16 protein-coding genes and 1 tRNA gene are annotated in these 18,596 nt (G+C 69.3%); 2 read left to right on the forward strand and 15 right to left on the reverse strand.

Features of this window, described 5'->3' with window-relative positions:
• Positions 1-8: 8 nt before the first annotated feature.
• The 6 genes from ACQEVG_RS36775 to ACQEVG_RS36800 form a co-directional block, all read right to left on the reverse strand.
• A complete protein-coding gene (locus tag ACQEVG_RS36775; RefSeq protein WP_432992128.1) occupies positions 9-500 on the reverse strand; it encodes an SRPBCC family protein in 492 nt (163 codons plus the stop codon).
• On the reverse strand, positions 497-2,908 hold the full coding sequence (locus ACQEVG_RS36780; protein WP_432992131.1) for an MMPL family transporter: 2,412 nt from the start codon (positions 2,906-2,908) through the stop codon (positions 497-499). The genes ACQEVG_RS36775 and ACQEVG_RS36780 overlap by 4 nt, the downstream gene beginning before the upstream one ends.
• A complete protein-coding gene (locus tag ACQEVG_RS36785; protein WP_432992134.1) occupies positions 2,905-3,924 on the reverse strand; it encodes a hypothetical protein in 1,020 nt (339 codons plus the stop codon). The genes ACQEVG_RS36780 and ACQEVG_RS36785 overlap by 4 nt, the downstream gene beginning before the upstream one ends.
• Positions 3,925-3,983: 59 nt before the next feature.
• On the reverse strand, positions 3,984-5,468 hold the full coding sequence (locus ACQEVG_RS36790; protein ID WP_432992137.1) for a cytochrome P450: 1,485 nt from the start codon (positions 5,466-5,468) through the stop codon (positions 3,984-3,986).
• A gap of 20 nt (positions 5,469-5,488) precedes the next feature.
• Entirely contained in the window at positions 5,489-6,169 is a 681-nt protein-coding gene (locus tag ACQEVG_RS36795; RefSeq protein WP_432992140.1) for a class I SAM-dependent methyltransferase, read from the reverse strand.
• 209 nt (positions 6,170-6,378) lie between these two features.
• A tRNA-OTHER gene (locus ACQEVG_RS36800) sits at positions 6,379-6,465 on the reverse strand.
• A gap of 180 nt (positions 6,466-6,645) precedes the next feature.
• Between ACQEVG_RS36800 and ACQEVG_RS36805 the strand changes: the two genes are divergently transcribed.
• Complete coding sequence (locus ACQEVG_RS36805; protein ID WP_432992143.1) at positions 6,646-7,377, forward strand: GDSL-type esterase/lipase family protein; 732 nt, start codon at positions 6,646-6,648, stop codon at positions 7,375-7,377.
• Between the two features lie 60 nt (positions 7,378-7,437).
• Here the strand turns inward: ACQEVG_RS36805 and ACQEVG_RS36810 are convergent, their stop codons facing one another.
• The 8 genes from ACQEVG_RS36810 to ACQEVG_RS36845 form a co-directional block, all read right to left on the reverse strand.
• Positions 7,438-7,926, reverse strand: a complete 489-nt coding sequence (locus ACQEVG_RS36810) for an SRPBCC family protein (protein WP_432992146.1) — start codon at positions 7,924-7,926, stop codon at positions 7,438-7,440.
• Between the two features lie 32 nt (positions 7,927-7,958).
• Complete coding sequence (locus ACQEVG_RS36815; RefSeq protein ID WP_432992149.1) at positions 7,959-9,209, reverse strand: beta-ketoacyl-[acyl-carrier-protein] synthase family protein; 1,251 nt, start codon at positions 9,207-9,209, stop codon at positions 7,959-7,961.
• Positions 9,209-9,448, reverse strand: coding sequence for an acyl carrier protein (locus tag ACQEVG_RS36820; RefSeq protein WP_432992152.1), 240 nt, complete (start codon positions 9,446-9,448; stop codon positions 9,209-9,211). The genes ACQEVG_RS36815 and ACQEVG_RS36820 overlap by 1 nt, the downstream gene beginning before the upstream one ends.
• 140 nt (positions 9,449-9,588) lie before the next feature.
• Positions 9,589-10,080 (reverse strand): hypothetical protein, encoded by a 492-nt coding sequence (locus tag ACQEVG_RS36825; RefSeq protein ID WP_432992155.1) that lies wholly within the window; start codon positions 10,078-10,080, stop codon positions 9,589-9,591.
• Positions 10,080-10,592 (reverse strand): type II toxin-antitoxin system RatA family toxin, encoded by a 513-nt coding sequence (locus tag ACQEVG_RS36830; protein ID WP_432992158.1) that lies wholly within the window; start codon positions 10,590-10,592, stop codon positions 10,080-10,082. Before ACQEVG_RS36830 ends, ACQEVG_RS36825 begins: the two co-directional genes overlap by 1 nt.
• A complete protein-coding gene (locus ACQEVG_RS36835; RefSeq protein WP_432992161.1) occupies positions 10,585-11,937 on the reverse strand; it encodes an aspartate aminotransferase family protein in 1,353 nt (450 codons plus the stop codon). Before ACQEVG_RS36835 ends, ACQEVG_RS36830 begins: the two co-directional genes overlap by 8 nt.
• An 8-nt stretch (positions 11,938-11,945) precedes the next feature.
• On the reverse strand, positions 11,946-13,082 hold the full coding sequence (locus tag ACQEVG_RS36840; protein WP_432992164.1) for an acyl-CoA dehydrogenase family protein: 1,137 nt from the start codon (positions 13,080-13,082) through the stop codon (positions 11,946-11,948).
• Between the two features lie 56 nt (positions 13,083-13,138).
• Positions 13,139-14,833: an aldehyde dehydrogenase family protein gene (locus ACQEVG_RS36845; protein ID WP_432992167.1), complete on the reverse strand. Its 1,695-nt coding sequence runs from the start codon at positions 14,831-14,833 to the stop codon at positions 13,139-13,141.
• Between the two features lie 196 nt (positions 14,834-15,029).
• On the opposite strand from ACQEVG_RS36845, the gene ACQEVG_RS36850 reads away from it, so the two are divergent.
• Positions 15,030-16,028, forward strand: a complete 999-nt coding sequence (locus tag ACQEVG_RS36850; protein WP_432992170.1) for a bifunctional lysylphosphatidylglycerol flippase/synthetase MprF — start codon at positions 15,030-15,032, stop codon at positions 16,026-16,028.
• A gap of 242 nt (positions 16,029-16,270) precedes the next feature.
• Here ACQEVG_RS36850 and ACQEVG_RS36855 read toward each other — a convergent pair whose 3' ends face one another.
• Positions 16,271-18,490: a BTAD domain-containing putative transcriptional regulator gene (locus tag ACQEVG_RS36855; RefSeq protein ID WP_432992173.1), complete on the reverse strand. Its 2,220-nt coding sequence runs from the start codon at positions 18,488-18,490 to the stop codon at positions 16,271-16,273.
• Between the last annotated feature and the right edge of the window lie 106 nt (positions 18,491-18,596).

Here is an 18,596-nt window from a genome sequence, read left to right on the forward strand (position 1 = left end):
CGGCCGAGCTACCGGCCGGTTTCGAGTGCGTCGCGCAGCGCGGTGAGCGTGGACCGCATCGTGGTCCGGTTGCGCGCGGTCCGGCGTACGACGCCGGTGAGCAGCGGGGCGACGACGGTGATCAGTCGGCCCGGCAGGCCCGAGCGCCGGTCCTGCCACTCCTCAGTGACCTCGCAGCCGTGGGGAAGCTGAACGAAGCGGTAGGTCCAGCGGGAGAGCGGGATGCCGAACAGGCTGACGTCGAAGGCGAACACACGGCCCGGGGTGGCCTCCACGACCCTGCACAGGGTCACCCATGGCAGCCAGGAGGCCCGGTTGCGGCCGAGGAAGCGCATGCCCTTGCGAGGGTGGCCGCCGCGCCCGATGATCCACGCGCCACGGCACTCCGGGCTCCACTCGTCCATCCGGGCGACGTCGCTGACGGCGGCGTAGGCCACCTCCGGCGGTACCTGGACGACGAAGCTCTCGGCCACCCGCGGCGCGGCGGTCAATTCGCTCACGACGGCACCTCTTTCGGTACCTGGCGGCCGGGGGCCTTCCGGCCGGGCATCCACCAGTTCCAGCGGGTCATCAGGCGCATCGAGGCCGGCACCACGAGCAGCCGGATAACGGTCGCGTCGAGCGCGATCGCCACCGCCATGCCGATGCCGATCTGCTGGATCGGCAGGATGCCGGTGAAGGCGAACGCCGTGAAGACCGCGACCATGAGGACCGCCGCGCCGGAGATCAGCGGTGCGGTGGCGGCCATCCCCCGGGCCACGCTGCCGGTGTCGTCGCCGCTGCTGACGTAGTCCTCCCGGACCCGGCTGAGCAGGAAGACCTCGTAGTCCGTGCTGAGGCTGAACAGCAGTGTCACGAGCAGTACCGGCACGAAGTTCGTGAGGTACCCGCTCTCGTCGAATCCGAGCAGCCCGCTGCCCAGCCCGTCCTGGAACACCAGGACCAGTACGCCGTACGTGGCGGCCATCGAGACCAGGTTCATCACGATGGCCACAAGCGGCAGGAACACGGACCGGAAGGTGAGGAGCAGCAGCAGGTAGATGACCGCGAGCATGGTGCCGATGACGGTCAGCAGGCTGTCAGAGATCACCTCGTTGGCGTCGACGCCCTCGGCGGTCTCGCCGCCGACGTAGACCTGCCAGCCGTCCGCCGCCGGGAGATTGGCGGACTTGGCGCGCACCGAGTCGAGCAGTTTCCGCACGGACTCGGCGGACGCGGTGTCACCACCGACGACTTCGAGCACCAGCGTCCGGCTGTCCGCGGAGACGAAGTGGCGGACCGTACCGCGCAGGTCGTCCGGCAGCCGGGACAGCGCCTGCGGTGCCAGGGCCGCGAACGGACGTTCCGCGTCCGCCTTGCGCAGCGCGTCCACGACGGAGTCGACGCGTACCGCACCGCGCAGGGCCGCGAGTTCATCGTGCAGGCGCACCAGTCGGGCGGCGTCCTCCGCCGATCGCTGCGCAAGGGGCGTACGGGATTCGACGACGACCTGGATCGGTGAGGCGCTGCCCACGCCGAACTGGTCCTTGGCCGTGTCGTACCCCTCACGGACAGCGGAGGTGGCGGGCACCACCCGGGCGTCCGGCGTGAAGGTCTCCAGCCCCAGGGAGGGCACGGCCAGCAGGCCCATTCCGGTGAGACTGACCACCAGGAAGGGCACAGGGCGGCGCATGACCGCCCGGGTCACGCCCGCCCAGCGGCTGTGGTCCCGTTGCTCTGTCCCTCGCGTCCGCCGGCGACTGCCGACAGCGCCCCATTCGATACGCGGACCCAGCAGGTGCAGCAGAACGGGCAGCAGCAGCACGCTGGTGAGGATGGCGAAGGCCACCACGAGGACGGCGCCGAGCGCCATCGACCAGATGACGTTGAGGTCGACCAGGAAGAGGGTGGACATGGCGGCCACGATGGTGACGCCGGAGGCCACCACCGTTTCCCCCGAGGTGCGCAGGGTGCGGGTGACGGCGTGTTCCACGGCCTGCGCGGACGGTTTCTGGCCTTCGGCGCGCAGTTCGCCCTTGAAGCGCATGATGACGAAGAGGGAATAGTCGACGCCCACGCCCAGGCCGAGCATGGTCGCGGCGTTCTGCACGAAGAGGGACAGTTCCATGTGCCGGGCGAGGACGGCGAGCAGGCCCAGGGTGAACGCCACCGACGTGATGCCCACCAGCAGGGAGGCCAGGGCGGCGGCCACGCTGCGGAACAGCAGCAGAAGCACGATCATGATCAGGGGCAGGGTGACCAGTTCGGCCCGGATCAGCCCGCGTTCGCTGAGGTGGTTGACCTCGCCCCACAGGGCGGCCTGGCTCACCAGGGACACTTCGAGGCCCTGCGGCGAGTACTCGTCGCTCAACTTGCTCTGGATCCCGGGCAGTACGCGGCGGGCGGTGCCGTCGTCGAGCCGGGAGCCGATGCGCACCAGGGTGGTGCGGTGGTCCTTGCCGAGGAAGGAGGCGCGGGTCTGCTCCGCGGTGAGCGTGGTGTAGCCGTAGCCGCTGGTGGCCTTCAGGCCGGGGTCGTTGAGCACGCGGTCGGCGACGGACCGCACCCGGGTGGCGAAGGCGGGGTCGCCTTCGGCGTAGCGGGTGTCCTTCACGACGAGGGTGAGGGAGGTGGCGCCGCGCCCTTCGAACCCGTTGGTGACCCGTTGGGCTGCGGCCGCGGAATCCGAGCCGGACACGTACCATCCGCCTCCGCTGAGCGATCCGGCCAGCTGAGTGGCCCCCCAGCCCGCCATCAGGAGCAGCAGCAACCACAGGGCGGCCAGCGGTCGGCGCCGGCGGCGGGTGAACCGGGCGATGCGATCGGGCAGGCGGGAGAGGGGGCCCCGCCTGCCCGGGCCTGCCGCCGGTTCGAGTCCGACCGGTAAGGCCGGCTCCCGGGGGGCGGAGCGGGTCGTCCGCTCCGTCATGCGCGGATCTCGATTCCGTGCCCGCGGTCGTCGGTGAGAATCTCCATCAGCGCCCGGTTCCCCGTGGTGAGGCGCTCGCGCCGTCCCGTGGCCTTGTTGTGGATCTCCAGCTCACAGGAGGCGATCTTGGTGTTGAGGCAGTGCTTGATCCCGCCGGGCGGGTTGTAGTAGTTGAGCCCCACGAAGTGCTCCGCACTGGCGCTGAACCGGCCGCGGATGGCCACGCTCTCGTCGGAACTGGCGAAGTTCCAGTAGAAGTAGCCGAAGTCGGCCTTGGCGCGAAGAGCCTGGCCCAGAGAGACCAGCGAGTAGTCCCGGTCCTGGTGCCGAAGCACCAGGAAGGTGACCATGGGGGTGGTCACCGGCCCGGCGATCCGGGTGCGCCCGGTGACGATCTCCAGGAAGCTGTCGGGTTCCTCGTCGAAGCCCGCAATCTGGCCGAAGGCGTAGTAGTCGGTGTGCCTGCTGCCCCAGTTGTGGTTCTGGCTGCCGGTCCAGCCTTCGATGCCGATCGTGAGGCCGTTCACTGTGAGGGTTCCGTCATAGACCGCGAGCGGGACTCCGACCAGACTCTTCGCCTTGGGGAATCCGCCCGTGTACATCTTCGGCGGCAGCAGGAGGAGCGGCGGCTCGTCGCCTTTGTACGTCAGGTCCCAGGCGATGTGGCCATTGGTTCCGTACGCCTGTCCCCGCAGGGCGCCGGGTTCGAGCACCCGGTCACCGACGCGTGCGCCGAAGGAGTCGGGGCTGAACTCGCATTCGGCGATGGGGTATTCCTCCTTGGCGACCACGTGCTCGCCGGTGACCCCGTCGAAGTACACGGCCCACAGCTCACCGATCGCGGCGTCGGGCATGTCTGCGGGGGTGAAGATCGTGTACCGGATCCAGAAGGCCCGGGGCTCAGTGGGGTGGTTGCCCCGTTGGTAGAAGCTTTCGTAGTGTCCGGTCTTCTGGCCCGGTCGGTAGTGCGTCCGGTTGAGCGCCGCCGCGTCGGCGGTGGCGTAGTCGATGTGCATGGGATCCCGTCTCCTCCGGTCTGCCGGTACTGGTCTGCCTGCCCTGGGCGGACGCCTTGTCAGTCCGCGGCGGTGCCGGCACCCGTCGGCACGGATCCGGCAAGGGGTCCGTGCCGTTCATGGAGCGTCATGACCATCCCGTACTTGGGGCGCAGTGTGATGGTTGCGTGGTTCACGACGCGGTGGGACGGCACGTGCCGGAACTCGTAGCGCCGTACGAGGGCGGCCAGCAGCAAGTGCGCCTCCATCAGGGCGAAGTGCTTGCCGATGCACAGGTGTGGGCCGGCGCCGAACGGCATGTACGAGAACCGGTACCGCCCCTTTCTGTTCCCCTCGGTGAAGTGGTCGGGATGGAAGCGCTCCGGGTCGGTCCAATGGCGCTCGTGGCGGTGGATGTTGAACAGGTTCACCAGCACCCGGGAGCCCTTCGGGACGTGGTACCCGCCGAGTTGGGTGTCCTTGAGCGTCAGGCGCGGAATGATCGGGGCCGAGGGGTACAGCCGCAGCGCCTCCTCGAAGACCTGGAGCACGTACGGCATCGAGGGCAGGTCCTCAACGGTGGGCATCCGGTCAGCGTCGGCCAGCACCCCGTCCACCTCCTGCTGTACCCGGCGCAACACCTCACGATGCTTGGAGAGCAGGTAGAAGGCCCAGGTGAGGGTGACGGCGGTGGTCTCGTGCCCGGCCGCGAAGGTGGTGATGATCTCGTCGCGCAGCTCACGGTCGTTCATCTGCTGGCCCGTGTCGGCGTCCCGCGCCGCGAGCAACATGTCGAGCAGGTCGTTCCCTCCGCCCTCGGGTACTCCCGCCGCGCGGCGCTCCTCGATGACGCTGTACATCATCTCGTCGATCCCGTCCATCACTTGATGGAAGCGGCGGTTGCGCGGGGTGGGCCAGCCGGTGGGCGGGCTGAACGGGTTCTGCAGACGGTCGAAGGCGTAGTTGACCGCCACGTCCACGGCCTCGGGACTGAGCGCCTCCCGGGTTCGGCTGACGTCCGTGCTGAACATACAGCGGCTGACGATGTCCAACGTGACCCGCATCATCTCCCCGTGCAGGTCGATCTGATGGCCGGAGGCGTAGGAGGCCTCCATGTGGGCAATCTGGTCCGCCGTGGACTCCGCCATCGAGCGGAACATGCCGGAGAGGGCCTGCTTGGAGTAGATCGGCTGCATCATGCGCCGGTTGCGCATCCAGCTCTCGTGGTCGTCACTGGTGAGCAGGCCCTCGCCCAGGATCAGCCGGAGCGGGTTGTCCGGGCCGAGCTTGCCGTACGTGGCGCTGTCGGTGAGCACCTCGCCGGCCAGCTCGGGGCTGGAGACGCCGTGCACGACGACCGGGCCCAGGCGGTAGCGAACGAGGTCGCCGTGGTCCTGCCATCCCTTTTGCATGGCGTCCAGGATGTTCCTGCGGAAGTCCACCACGTTGCCGAGCATCGGCATGCCGTCTGCTTCCGGCGCGGGCTGCAGCCGATCCTGCGGTCCGCTCGCTGTGGTGACCGGTGCCGCGTCCAGCGCGGACCGTTTGTCCTGTCCGTGTGTCATCTCCCGCACCTCCTCCTCCGTCACTTGCGCCCCAGGGCGCAGACCCAGCCGAGAGAGCGGCGCGGCTCGGCGACGAACCGGGTCTCTCGGAACCCGGCCTTGCCGAGCATGTCCGCCAGTTCCGCCCCGGAGAGGATGTGCAGCCCGTCGCGCTCCGACCGCTCGGTGAACCGCCGACCGAAGAAGCGCTGCACCAGGGACGGGTTGGTGTCCGCCTCCCGGCTCATCTCCAGGGTGATCGACACCTGGCCCCCTGGCCGGAGTACTCGGTAGGTCTCGGCCAGACCCTGCATGGGGTCGGGCCAGAAGTAGAAGGTCTCGATGGCACACACCTGGTCGAAGCTGGCGTCTTCGTACGGCAGGGCGGCCGAATCGCCGTACCGGACCTCCACCCGGCGCCGGGCGACGCCCTCGACGTTGCGCCGCACGGCCTGGCTCACCATGTCCATCGAGTAGTCGACGCCCGCGACGAAGCCCCGGGACGCCCGCTGGGACAGCAGCTTCACTGCCATGCCGCCCCCGCACCCCACGTCGAGGACACGCTGTGAGCGGCGTACGTCCATGTGCTCGATCGCCCACACGGTCAGGGAGCGGTGCTGGAGCGCCATCAGATGCCCGACGAGCTGCCCGGCGGAGCCGGCTGGCTGCCGGAAGTTCGTCTCGACCAGTTCGAGCGGTTTCTTGAGCAGCGTGCCGATCATCCGGGATTCCCTTCGGGACTTCAGTGTGGGACGCGGATCCTGCTGGCGGCGGAGAAAATGACCGCGGCCCTCGCGGCCGGGAAGGCGCCACCGGGAGCGCACATCACGCCTGGATGTGCGCGTCGCCGTGCCGACCGGGGCTCAAGTGACGACCCGTCATGTGTCCGTCTCAGGAGTCGGGCACACTCAACACTGCCCGGGGCGCCGCGCGGAGAGGGCAGGATTCGAACCTGCGAGGGCTTTCACCCGATCCGAGTTGCCTCGGAACCCCGTTGGGCCACTTCGGGTACCTCTCCCGGCGGCGAGGAGCAACCGAGGTCTTCCTCGCCGGTGCCCTTGATTGTGCTGCAGGGCTCTGACATTCCGCTGATACGGTCCTTAGACCCCCAGCTCACTTCCGGACAAGGCGCCTGACGCAGGTGAGGGCGGCAGACAGCCGTGACAGATGTCAGCAGACCGGGGATAGGGTGGGCCTCGTGGCAGACCGCTCGCTGTCCCTCGTACGCGAGGAGAACGACCCTCACTGCCTGCGTGAGGACGAGCCCGGCACGTTGCTGGCCCGGTCGCGCTGGCGTCGGCTCGTCGTGCTCGGCGACGGCAGGACGGAGCGGCGCGCCGAGCGCGTCGACGGCTACGGCCAAGAGCCCTGGTACGACAGGGTCGCCGGCGCGCTGCGCTTGGTGCACCCGGGGCTCGCGTACCTCAACCTGCTCGGCAGACGGGAGCAGCGGGCCGCCGATGTGCGCTCCAGGCAGCTGCCCGAGGCGCTCGCCTTCAACGGCGACTTGGCGGTGGTCCATCTGGCAGGCCACGACCTGCTGCACTCGGCGTTCGACACGAGCGCGCTGGGGACAGAGATCGTCCGGATCGTCGCTCCGCTGCGCGAAAGCGGTTACGACGTCATGCTGGTGGAGCCGTTCGACCTGACGCAGTCACCCTGCGTGCCGCCACAGCACGAGGAAGCACTGCGCACCCGTCAGCGGTTGCAGACGGGGCGGTCCCACACGCTGGCTCTGCGGCACGGAGCGCTCCATGTGGACCTGTCCGCCTGCCTGCCGGAGGCGGGCGCGTCCGTCTGGGCCGGCGAGCGGATCACACTGAACGGCCGCGGGCACGCCGTCGCGGCAGCCGTGGTGGTGCGCGCGCTCGGGGAGTATCTGCGGGCCGGCCGCCCGGCGTTCCCCGCCGTGGGCGAGGGGACAGGCTGACTTGGCCGCTGCGCGGGCCTCGGCGGCTGCCGGCCCGGGCTGGTCGCTTCGTCGGGGCACTCAGCTTTCGAGACTCTCTTTGAGCCTTCGCAAAGTGGTGCGCATGCCCAGCTGGTTGGCCAGGTAGCGCTGGTCGGCGCGGGTGCCGGTGAAGACACGGCCGAGGAATTGGGTGAGACCACTCCACCGCCCGGTGCGCAGGTCCTGCCAGTGCTCGACCACCCTGGTGCCGTCGGCCTCCGCGGCGAACCGGTAGCCCCACAGGGCCACCGGAAGTCCGAACGTTGCGACCCGGAACGCGAAACCTTCCCCAGGCTCGGCCTGGGTGACGCGGCATTCGGTGAACCACACCCACGGCCCCTTGCGGTTGAAGCCGATGAATCGCGCGCCGAGGGCCACCGGCCCGCGCGGCACCCCCCACACGGCTTTGCACTCCGGGCTCCAGTTCCCCATCGCCCGCACGTCGGCCACGGCGTCGTACACCCGCTCCACAGGCGCCTCGATGAAGATGCTCTCCTCAACCTGCCACTGGCGTTCGACCGGACTCATCGCCTTGATTCCCCTCCGGCGCCGTGTACCTGTCAGGCACGGGTGAGCAACAGTACCGCGTTCTGGCCGCCGAACCCGAAGGAGTTGCTGACCACCACTTCGACCGGCGTCGCACGCCCTTCCTTGGCCACGACGTCCAGTTCGATCTCGGGGTCGAGGGTCTCCAGGTTGGCGGTCGGCGGGACGAACGACTCCTCGAGTGTCAGCACGGATGTCACCGCCTCGATTGCTCCCGACGCGGCGAGAGAGTGGCCCACCACGCCCTTGACCGAGGTGACCAGGGGCCGGTCGCCGAGCACTCCGCGGATCATGCGTGCCTCGGTAGCGTCGTTGATCACGGTCGCCGTGCCGTGCGCGTTGACGTGGTCGACCTCGTCGGGTCCGATGCCGGCGTCCCGCAGGGCAGCGCGGAGCGCGAGTTCGGCGCCCACGTATTCCGGGTCCGGTGCTGTCGCGTGGTAGGCGTCGGCGGAGGAGCCGTAGCCGCTGACCATGGCACGGATCCTGGCACCGCGCGCCCGGGCGTCCTCGGCGCGCTCCAGAACCAGGACGGCGGCGCCCTCGGCCGGCACGAATCCGTCCCGGTCGGCGTCGAAGGGACGCGAGGCGGCAGTGATGTCGTCACGTCGCCGGGACAGCGCGCCCATCTGGCTGAACCCACAGACCAGCGAGGGCGTCAGGGGCGCCTCGGCGCCCCCGGTGATCACCACGTCGCAGGCGCCGCTGCGCAGGAGGTCACGCGCCGTCCCGATCGCCGTCGTGCCCGAGGCGCAGGCCGTCGCGGTCACCAGGGAGGGCCCACGGGCGCCGCACGCCATCGACACATACCCGGCGGTCATGTTGACGGACAGCATGGGGATGAGCCGAGGGGAGACTCTGCGCGGTCCCGCATCGAGGAGCTTGCGGTGCTGTTTCTCCCAAGTCTCGGCGCCACCGATGCCGTTGCCGAGGACGACGCCGACACGGCTGCCGTCCCAGGTCGCCGGGTCCAGACCGGAGTCGGCGACCGCCTCCGCCGCGGCCACCAGCGCCAGTTGGCTGGAGCGGTCGAACTGCCAGGCCTGGCGGGCGCCGAGCTCTGCGGTCGCGTCGAAGTCGGTGACGGCGCAGGCGAAGTCGGCCGGGATGTCTGCCAGGGCCGGTACGGCAGTGGCCTGCGTGCCGGCTCCCAGACGGATCCGCTCCCAGGAGGCCGCCGTCCCGATCCCGGCCGCGGTCACCATGCCCACGCCGGTCACTGCGGCGTCGAAACGACCGGCCGTGCCTGTGCGTTCTCGCCGCATCAGACGGCCTTCAGCTTCTCTTCGATGACGCCCGCCGCCTCAGCGAGGGTGGAGTTGGCGCCCAGTTCCTCCTCGGTCAGCGGCACGCCGAACTCCTCCTCTGCGGACACGGACAGTTCGACCAGGGCGAGCGAGTCCATTTCCAGTCCGCTGAAGGTGTCGTCAGGCCGGATCTCGTGTCCTTCCAGCCCGAAGCCAGTGGCCAGCAGCTTGACCAGGCGGTCATAGACGTTACTCATAGCAGGCTCCTTCGTGTCGGCCGTTGTTCGGGTGGTCCTGAGAGCCGGCGGTGGCCGGTGGCCCGGGGCCGGGCGACCGCCGGAGACGGGTGGGTCGGGGATGTATCGGTGGCAGGCGGCCAACTGGCGTGCAGGGACGCTCAGCGGGCGGGAACGCCGGTCACCTCGCCGAGTGCGGCGGAGGGTTGCTCGACCTGGTGGAACCGGTCAAGGAGGCCGATGTAGGCGGGGTGGGCCTCGGGTTCGAAGCTGAGTGCGAACGGCTTCAGAAAGTTGCCGAACAGGGCGCGGTCCCCGAAGAGGTGGACCGGGATGGCCAGCAGCGCCCATTCGGCACCCCACAGCCAGATCCAGGCGAGCACGACCAGCCCCTGGGTGACCAGGCTGTGCATGACGTTGTAGAGGACGAAGTAGGCCTTGGAGATCCGCTTGTCGGGGGTGCGGCGATAGGCGATGGCCCCGGGGAGGTATCCGATGAGGTCGATGTAGGCGAACAGGCCGACCGCCGGAAGCCAGCGGACCTCGTCGAGGTGCGCGAAGAAGAGGACGGCGGACACCACCAGGCCGAGCCCGTACTCCAAGCGGATCAGCCGGTAGGTGACGGGCGTCTCGAACAGATTCCTGGCGTCCATCAGCCAAGCGCCGACAGGCTCGGGGCGGGCTTGCCCGCCGCGGCGGCAACTGCCCGGGCCACCGGCTCGTCACCGAGCACGGTCGCACCGTCGAACAGGCTGGTGACAACCCGCGCGATGGTCTCCTTGAACACCCTCTCCGCCACCGGATCCAGGATTCCGGCCAGGCTGGGGATGCCGAAGTCGAACTCGGCGCCGAAGGCGACGAGGCAGCCCGAACCGTCCGCGCTGATCCGCCAGTTGCCCGAGAACTCGGCGAAGTCCCCGTCGATCTGCTCGAAGGAGATGGTCAGGTCGGCCCGGTCGTATTGGTCGGTCTCGGTCCACCGCAGAATTCCGTTGCGGAAGTACACCTCCCACTCACTGGTCTCCTCCTCGTCCGAGAGCCGATGGACTTTCACGTCCCGGACGACGTCGGTGAGCTGCGGGTAGAGGGCGAAGTCGCCGATCCGGTCGAACGCCGCCTCGGCATGGACACCCTCGATACGGAGCTTCACATGTGCACTACGCATTGTTTCGGCCGCTTCCTGCTGTGGGTGTGTAACGGACCGCCTGCGCACGGCATGCGCGGTCGAATGCCTCGTAGAGGAAATCCACGTCGCTCCGGCTGAGGACGGCGGGCGGGGTGAGGCGGAGGACCAGGTGCGAGTTGAGGGAGTGGTTGGCGATCACGCCCTGCATGATCAGTTCGATGAGCAGATCCCCGGCGGGCCCCGGTTCGGCGAACTCGATGCCCAGCAGGAGCCCCCGGCCGCGGACCTCGCGCACGGTGTCCCCGTAGTGCCGACGGACGATCCGGCGCAGCTCCGGCAGGAGTTCGTCGCCGAGCTCTCGTGCGCGCCCGACCAGATCCTCCTCTTTCATCGCCGCGATGGCTCCCTGTGCGGCGGCCATGGCAAGCGGGGCACCGGAGAACGTGGAGGTGTGCAGATACGGGTCCCGGTCGAAGACGGAGAACGCCTCCTCGGTGGCCACGACGGCCGATACCGGTACGACACCGCCGCTGAGCCCCTTGCCGACCAGCATGACGTCCGGGCAGACGCCTTCCGGGTCCGCCCCCCACCAGGTCCCCAGCCGCCCCAGACCGGTCTGGATCTCGTCGAGCACCAGGAACGCCCCGTAGGTGCGGCAGAGCTCCTGCACGGAGCGCAGATAGCCGGCCGGCGGGATGACGACCCCGGCCTCGCCCTGGACGGGCTCCACGAAGACACAGCACTCACCGGGGGCTTCGGCGAGCACGGCTTCGAGCGCGGCGGCGTCTCCGTACCGGACATGCGTCGTCTCCGGCAGCAGCGGCTGGAAGGGAGCCTGGAAGACGCTACTGCCGGTGAGGCTGAGTGCCCCCATCGTCTTGCCGTGGTAGCCGTTCTCCGTGGCGACCAGCCGGTGCCGGCCCTGGGTCCTGCCGAGTTTGATCGCGGTTTCCACCGCCTCGGCTCCCGAGCCCGCGAAGTGGACTCGCCGCAGGCCGGGTGGGGCGACGGACACCAGGGCCTCGGCTGCCAGCGCCGCCTGCGGTTCGAGGAAAAGCCTGGTGGCGACCGGGTGGGTGGTCAGCTGCTCGGCGACGTGCCGGATCACGGTCGGGTGGCGGGCACCGGTCAGGAAGACGCCGTAGCCGCCGCAGTTGAGGAAGCGCCGCCCCTCAGCCGTGGTGACCCAGGCTCCCTGCGACGCCACCTCGATATGGCCGCCGAACATTTCGCCGAGGGTCGCGCGGCCCTTGTTCATGTAGTCGCGGTAGAGACGCCCGAGCTCGTCACGCCCGAGGGCGCGCCCTTGCGCTGAGGTGGTACGGGTGCCGTCCTCGCTCCCGAGGGCCGGAACGAGAGGTGTGGACGTTGATGTGGGTGTCATGGATCTCCTCAGGCCAGGCGCAGCGGACGGCCCGCCACGTGTTCCAGGTACGGGCCGGTGAAGCTCGTCCGGGACGGCGGGTGGAAGGAAATGCCGTGGGAGGCGGCGGCGAGGCAGGCGATGTCGGAGGAGCTCATGAACGCGGTGCCGCCGAGCAGTTCCACAGCCTGGTTCCTGGCGTCCCCGAGCGCGTCCTGTGCGCCGTACCGGGCGACGAGCGTCCGGGCGAGGGCCTCGTTGTCCGTGTCGCCGGCCGTCACCATGCGCGCGATGCCCTCGAGGAGCTGGGCGGCCGTCTCCAGCCGTATGACCAGTCCGGCGCGTTCGGAGTCGCTTCCGCGCTTCTGGTCCAGGACTCGCTCGACCAGCCCGCTGACCATACCGAGGTAACAGCTGGAGATGAGGAGCTCGAACCATATGAGCCCGACCGTCTGCAGGGCGTCCAGCTGCCCGGCATCACCGAACGTGCTGCGCATGACGAGCTGTTCGTCGACGTAGACGTCGGTCAGCCGGATCTCGTCGCTCTCCGCGCCCCCGAGCGCGTGACTCGACCAGAACGGGTGGACGCTGATCCCCTCGGTCTCCCGGGGGACGAGCAGCACCGCCATCTCCGTCCCTCCGTCGTCGGCGGGCAGCGCCGCGCTGGCGGTGAGCAGGTCCATGGAGTGGGACAGGCTGCACGGCTTCTTGGAGCCATTGATCACGTAGCCGCCGTCGGCCTTCGCCGCGGTCACGGTGGGGGAGAGGATGCCCTGCCCCGGCCGGCCTTCGGCGAACCCCGAGGCGACAAGGAGCCTTTGTTCCGCCACCCCTTCGAGCAGCGCCCACTCCATGCCGCTGCTTTTGACGCTGTCGGCGAGGGTGAAGAGGGTCGCGACGGAGAAGTGGTGCATGGTGGTGGCCACCGACAGGGACGGCGCGCGGGACGCTATGGCCCGGGTCACAGCCATGGCCTGGCTCGGATCTGCTCCGGCCCCGCCGTACTCCTTGGGTATGACCAGCGCGGGTCCGCCGCAGGTGCGAAAGTGTGCGATGGCCGGGCTGCGAGGAGCCTCCATTTCTTCCAGCGGGATCCCGACGAGGCGGTCGAGCAGGCCGGGAAGGAACGATTCACAGGTCTGGCGTGCCGCTTCCAGTGAGCGCATGGTTTCTCTCTGCTCCCTCGGTTCTTCGTTCTTCTGGCCTCTCCCGCGCCGCGGCGTCAGTGCCCGGCGTCGCGCATGGCGTTCCAGGCTCCGAACACCGCCTCCGAGGGCCGGATGCCGTCGGAGACGCTCACACCCTGGATGTGGGAGGTACGCAGGATGGGGTAGTTGGCCTCCCCGAACACGCCACCGGTCAGGCCGGTTCCGCCGTGCGTGGGCAGGTAGGGCAGGAACCCGATGTGCGAGTCGTTGACCTTGAGTAGTCCGCCCTTGGTGACGCGTGTGACGAAGCGGTCGACCACCTCGGGGTTCCGTGCCCACAGGGAGTTCCGCAGCCCGTACGGGTTGCTGTTGACGAAGTCGATGAACCGGTCGAGGAGCACCCCGTCGGGGGCGGCCTCCGCCACGACCAACGGGAGGAGGGGGAAGAACGTCTCGTGCCGCACCGCCTGGACCTCCCGTGCCCGCTCCATCCCGCGGACCAGGACCACCGTCGGTTCGAGGAAGATCCCGGCGGTGTCCCTTGTGCCGTCGGCCTGCATTGCGTGGCCGCCGCACACCAGCTCCGCTCCCGCGGCCAGGGCGTCGTCAAGGCAGGCGAAGAACTTCTCGTTCCGCAGCACCGGGGTGAGCAGGACGTCCTCGTCCCGGACGGAGCCGCCCCGGACCCCCCGCGCCTTCTCGGCCAGGAGCGAGGCCAGTTCGTCGACGATGTCCGGATGGGCGAGCACCTGGTTGGGGATCATGCACAGCTGGCCCGACCCGTAGAAGCTCTCGGTGAGTGCCTCGGCGGCGAAGTCCAGGTTGGCGTCCTTCCACACCACCACGGCGTCGTTGCCTGCGAGTTCGAGAATCGGCTTCTTGCCGGCGGCGACACAGCGCTCCTGGAACCGCAGGCCGGCCTCGCTGCTGCCGAAGTACATGATGTCGTCGACGAGCGGACTGTCGAGCCATGCCGTGAGCATGGGGGCCGGGTCGCCGCACACCGCGCCCAGCGTGCCCGGCGGAGCTCCGATCTCCTCCAGCACGGGTGCGACCACCTCGTGCAGCACGTACATCACGCCCAGGGGGGCACTGCGCGGGGCTCGCACGATGAGGGCGTTGCCCGCCATCATCGAGGTGACGCCGAGCAGGGCGCTGGACAGGGGGGCGTTCTGCGGCGGGTTCAGACACACCACGCCGTCCGGCCGGCGGCGTACGGAGATCCGTCGCTCCCGGTGCCGGAACTCCTGCAACATCTGGCTGCGGTAGAACCCGAGCGACTCGGGTCCGAAGCACTCGAGCGCCCCGGACACCTGCCAGCGGGCCAGCGCGAGAGGGTGGCCCTCCCGCATCAGGATTTCGATGGTGCGGTCCGCCTTCTCAGCCAGTCGGCGTCGCAGCAGCGTGCCGAACTGGTCCAGCCGGACGTCCAGGGGGAACGCGGTCCACTCGCCGACCGCCCTGGACGCCGCCTCGATGGCCTGGGTCACGGTCTCACGGTCTGCCCGTGCCACCCGCCCCACGATGCCGGGGGGCAGGTTCTCCGGGGCCAGACGGCCGCTTTCGAGCTTTCGCTTCAACGTCAGGCTGGCGAAGGCGTCCTCGAGCAGCGCGTCCGAGTCGACGACGTAGACCCACTGGTCGCTCGGAACGCTTTTGCCGTCGATGAGGGATGGATAGGTCAGCAGACCGGCGCTGTCCCCTCTGGGATTGTCGGTGCCGGCATCGTCGAAGTGTGACGCCGGAAGCGTCGTACGGGCGCTGCTCACGCAGATCCTCCGCTTCCCCCGCCCCGCCCTCGGCGGGCGGGAATGTCCAAAAGTGTGCCTCGCACAGACCTTCGCAGCCGGTCCTGACAATCGCCGGAGAGGGACCTGAGATGCGCGTATCAGGGCGATGGAAGCGCCTCCCGGCAGCATGGCCTGGTACGCCCGCCGGACCGGACACGACAACAGGGGGAAGCGGATGACCACAGTCAACCGGGAGATCGGCCGGGACGAGGTCCTCTCAGCACTCCGGAAAGGGTCGGACAACCCCAGTGCCTTCCTCGCCCTGAACACAGGGAACGAGTACTTCACCGATCCGGCCGTGGACGGCGTCGTCGCCTTCCGCAGAGCCGGTAGGTATCTGATCCAGTTCGGCGGAGTCTTCGCTGCGGAAGCCGACCAGGAGCGCGTGCTGCGTGCCTTCCTCGACTTCGCCCGCTCCGGCAGGCGCAAGGTGGTGGCGATCCAACTGCAGCGCGCCGACGCTGATCTGTACGCGCGGTGCGGCTTCACGGTGAACCAGGTCGGCTCGTCGTACGCGGTGCGGCTGCCCGGGTACACCCTCCGCGGTACGCGCTTCATGAAGCTGCGCAACAAGATCTCCAGGGCGAAGCGCAGCGGCCTGGAGGTCACGGAGGTTCCCTACGAGGAGTGCTCCGGCGACATCGCCGCGATCGACCGTGAGTGGCTGCGGTCCAAGGGGCGTCATGTCAAGGAGATCGAGTTCCTGGTGGGCGAGTGCGGCGGGCCGGTGCAGCATCACCGGCGGCTCCTGGTCGCAAGACACGACGGCGCCATGCTGGGCTACATCTCCTACTCACCCGCCTACGGGTCGCGCCCAGGTTGGCTGCACGACCTCAGTCGCAGGGCGGCGGCGGCTCCGCCGGGCGTGATGGAGGCGATCAACCTGCACGCGATGGAGGGCTTCCGGGACGAGGGCGCCCAGTGGCTGCACTTCGGCTTCACCCCCTTCACGGGCCTCTCCCCTGAGCATGAGGTCCCGGGCGCGAGCGGGATGACGAGCCGCTTCATGCGACTCCTGGCCGACCGGGGCGAGAAGGTCTACCCGGCAGCCGGCCAGCTGGCATACAAGGAGAAATGGGGCCCGCAGCTGGTGCTCCCCGAGTACCTGGCTTTCGACGGACGCGCCAGCTTCGCGGCGATCTGGCAGATCCTGCGGGTGACCAAGTCGTTGTGAGGCCTGCCTTGTTGGCGGTTCCCGTGTGGGGCCCCTGGCGTGGGTGACTCTGCGCCAGGGGGAAGGGTCGTGCCGCCGATGCCCGTCGAGGCCTTCCGGATGGACGTCGGCGACCGGTCTGCCGAGTGCGCTTAACCCCCGGCCGGCTGTCCGGAGGGCGCTTCCCCGGACGGTGGGGCTGTCTTGGGCGTGCTGGCGGATTCGCCGGCGTTCTGCTGTTCGGGCATGGGTCTCCTTGTGGGCTAGCGGGTCGCCGGGCGTAGGCCGCCAGGGCGTGGGAGCCGGTGTACGACGGCGAGTGCGGGGGTGGGTGTGCCCACTGCCCGTGCTCGTCGGTTGTGGGGGTCTGGTGTCAGTGGCTGTGCGGCGCGTATGGCTTCTCGGTGGATTGCCGGATGCTCCGCCCGGGCCGCCTCGGCGGCCTGTTCGAACCTTCCGATCGCGGCGTCGTCCTGCCGGTCGCGTGCGCAGCGCTGTCCGGCTCTCAGGAGGGCACGGGCGAGTTCCTCGGCCGGCACCACTGGTCCGGCCTGTAGCAAGTGGGTTGCGGTGAGGGCGGGATGACGGCCCGGCAGTGTGTCCAGGGTGGTGGCGAGGTTCGCGTGCAGCAGTTGCCGGGCGGCGGGGGTGAGGGTGGCGAGGACCGCGTCGCGCAGCATGCCGTGGAATCTGTAGCGTCCGGCGGGCCCGTCCGGTTGGGCGTCCTGCCAGAGGAGGATCCGCGCCTGGCAGGCGTTGTCGATGAGCGCGAGCAGTTCTTCGCGGGAGAGGTGCTGAAGGTGGGCGAGGACTTCGATGTCCAGGACTTCACCGTTCACGGCCGCGTGCACGAGCATGGTGCGTACCTGGTCGGGCAGGGCTTCGAGACGGGTGAGCACCACGCTCTGGACGGCGGCGGGGATCTGTGCGGTGGGGCCCATGCGCTGGGCGGGGGGCAGTTCGAGCAGTTCGAGCAGCAGGAACGGGTTGCCGTCGCTGCGGCGGTGCAGTGCGGTCGCCTCGACGATCGAGTCGGCCTCCCCGGCAGCGGTCAGCAGCTGGGCCACGTCTTGGACGTCCAGCGGTGCCAGGTGCAGGCGGGCCGCGCGCTGCCGTGCCAGTTCGGCCAGGAGCCGGCCGGTCTCCGGTTCGTCCGGTGCGCTTACGGCACACAGCACGGCGAGCTTCTCCTGGCGTAAAAGGATGGCGAGTCGGTGCAGCAGGCGAAGGCAGGCGGGACAGGTTCCGTCGAGGTCGTCCACCATGCACAACACCGGCCGGGCAGCGAATTGCCGTACCAGTTCGGCGAGGAGGGTGTCTTCGGACCGGTCTTGTGGGCGGGGTTGGGCAACGCCCTCGCCTTCGATGTGCGGGGCAGGCGTTTGGCTGCGGAGCTCGGCGAGCAGTCGTGCGGCGGGGCCGAGGCCGGCGCATTTGCGGCTGTTGTCGACCGCGGGGCAGCAGCGCAACCGGGCCACGGCGAAGCCTTGTTCTGCCGCACGTGCCGCGGTCTCCTCGAGCAGCCGGGTCTTCCCCGAACCGGCCTCGCCGGACAGCACGGCCCAGCACACCCGCCCGCCGGCTGCCGCAGTCAGCAGAGCACCCAGCCGGGCCAACTCCCACGACCTCCCCACCACGGGCAGTTGGCCGCCGCTGCTCTCGTCCCGCGGGGCGAGAGCGATCCGCTGGGGGCGGGCCGGACGCAGCACGGCGGAATCGTGGCGCAGGATGGCAAGGTGCAGGTCCCGCAGCTCCGGCCCGGGATCGACGCCGAGGTCTTCGGCAAGTGCGATGCGGAATCGCTCGTACTGCTGCAGTGCCTCAGCCGAACGCCCGGTGGCATACAGCGCCCTCATCAGCAGCGCCCAGGATGCCTCGCGCAGCGGTGCGGAAACGATCAGACCCTCGGCGAGACCCACCGCGGCCTGAGCCTCACCTCCTTCCAGGAGGAGGGTCACCCGGAGTTCTTCGGCCAGTTGACGGCTCGCCTCGAGTCTCGCTATCTCCGCTGCGGCGAACTCATGGTCGGCGGCTTCGCGCAGCGCAGGCCCCCGCCACAGCTTCAGCGCCTGCTCGATCTCTTGGCGTGCGTCGACGGTGCGGCCTGAGTTCTGCAGTTCCCTGGCCCTGTTGACCGAGGTCTCGAAAACAACGCTGTCCAGTGCATCGCGTGGGGCTTCGAGTACGTACCCACCCGTGCGGCGCACCAGCAGCGTGGCTGGCTCGTTGGTGGCGCGGCGCGGCTCAAGTACCGTACGCAGCCTGCTGATATGTGCGTGCACCGACGAAACGGCCCCCGAAGGGCGGCGGTCAGCCGGCCACAGATCCCGGCATAAGTGGTCGACCGAGACGGGTTGGCCGCCTTCGATGAGCAGCCGGGCCAGCAGCACTCGCCGCTTCGGGGGCCCCAGATCCAGGCCCTCGGTTCCTTGCCACGCTTCGAGGGGGCCGAGGAGTCCGAATCGAATCCCTTGATCTTGCACATTCGTCCCCGTTCGCCGAAATGAAATGAAGTACCGGACTGGGTACGCAGTGTTTTCCGGCCATACCTGTATCCGCGGTGTGCCGCCGTTGACTCGATGAAGCTTG

Origin of the sequence: Streptomyces sp. CA-135486 (assembly GCF_050936555.1) — a bacterium.
Taxonomy (GTDB): domain Bacteria; phylum Actinomycetota; class Actinomycetes; order Streptomycetales; family Streptomycetaceae; genus Streptomyces.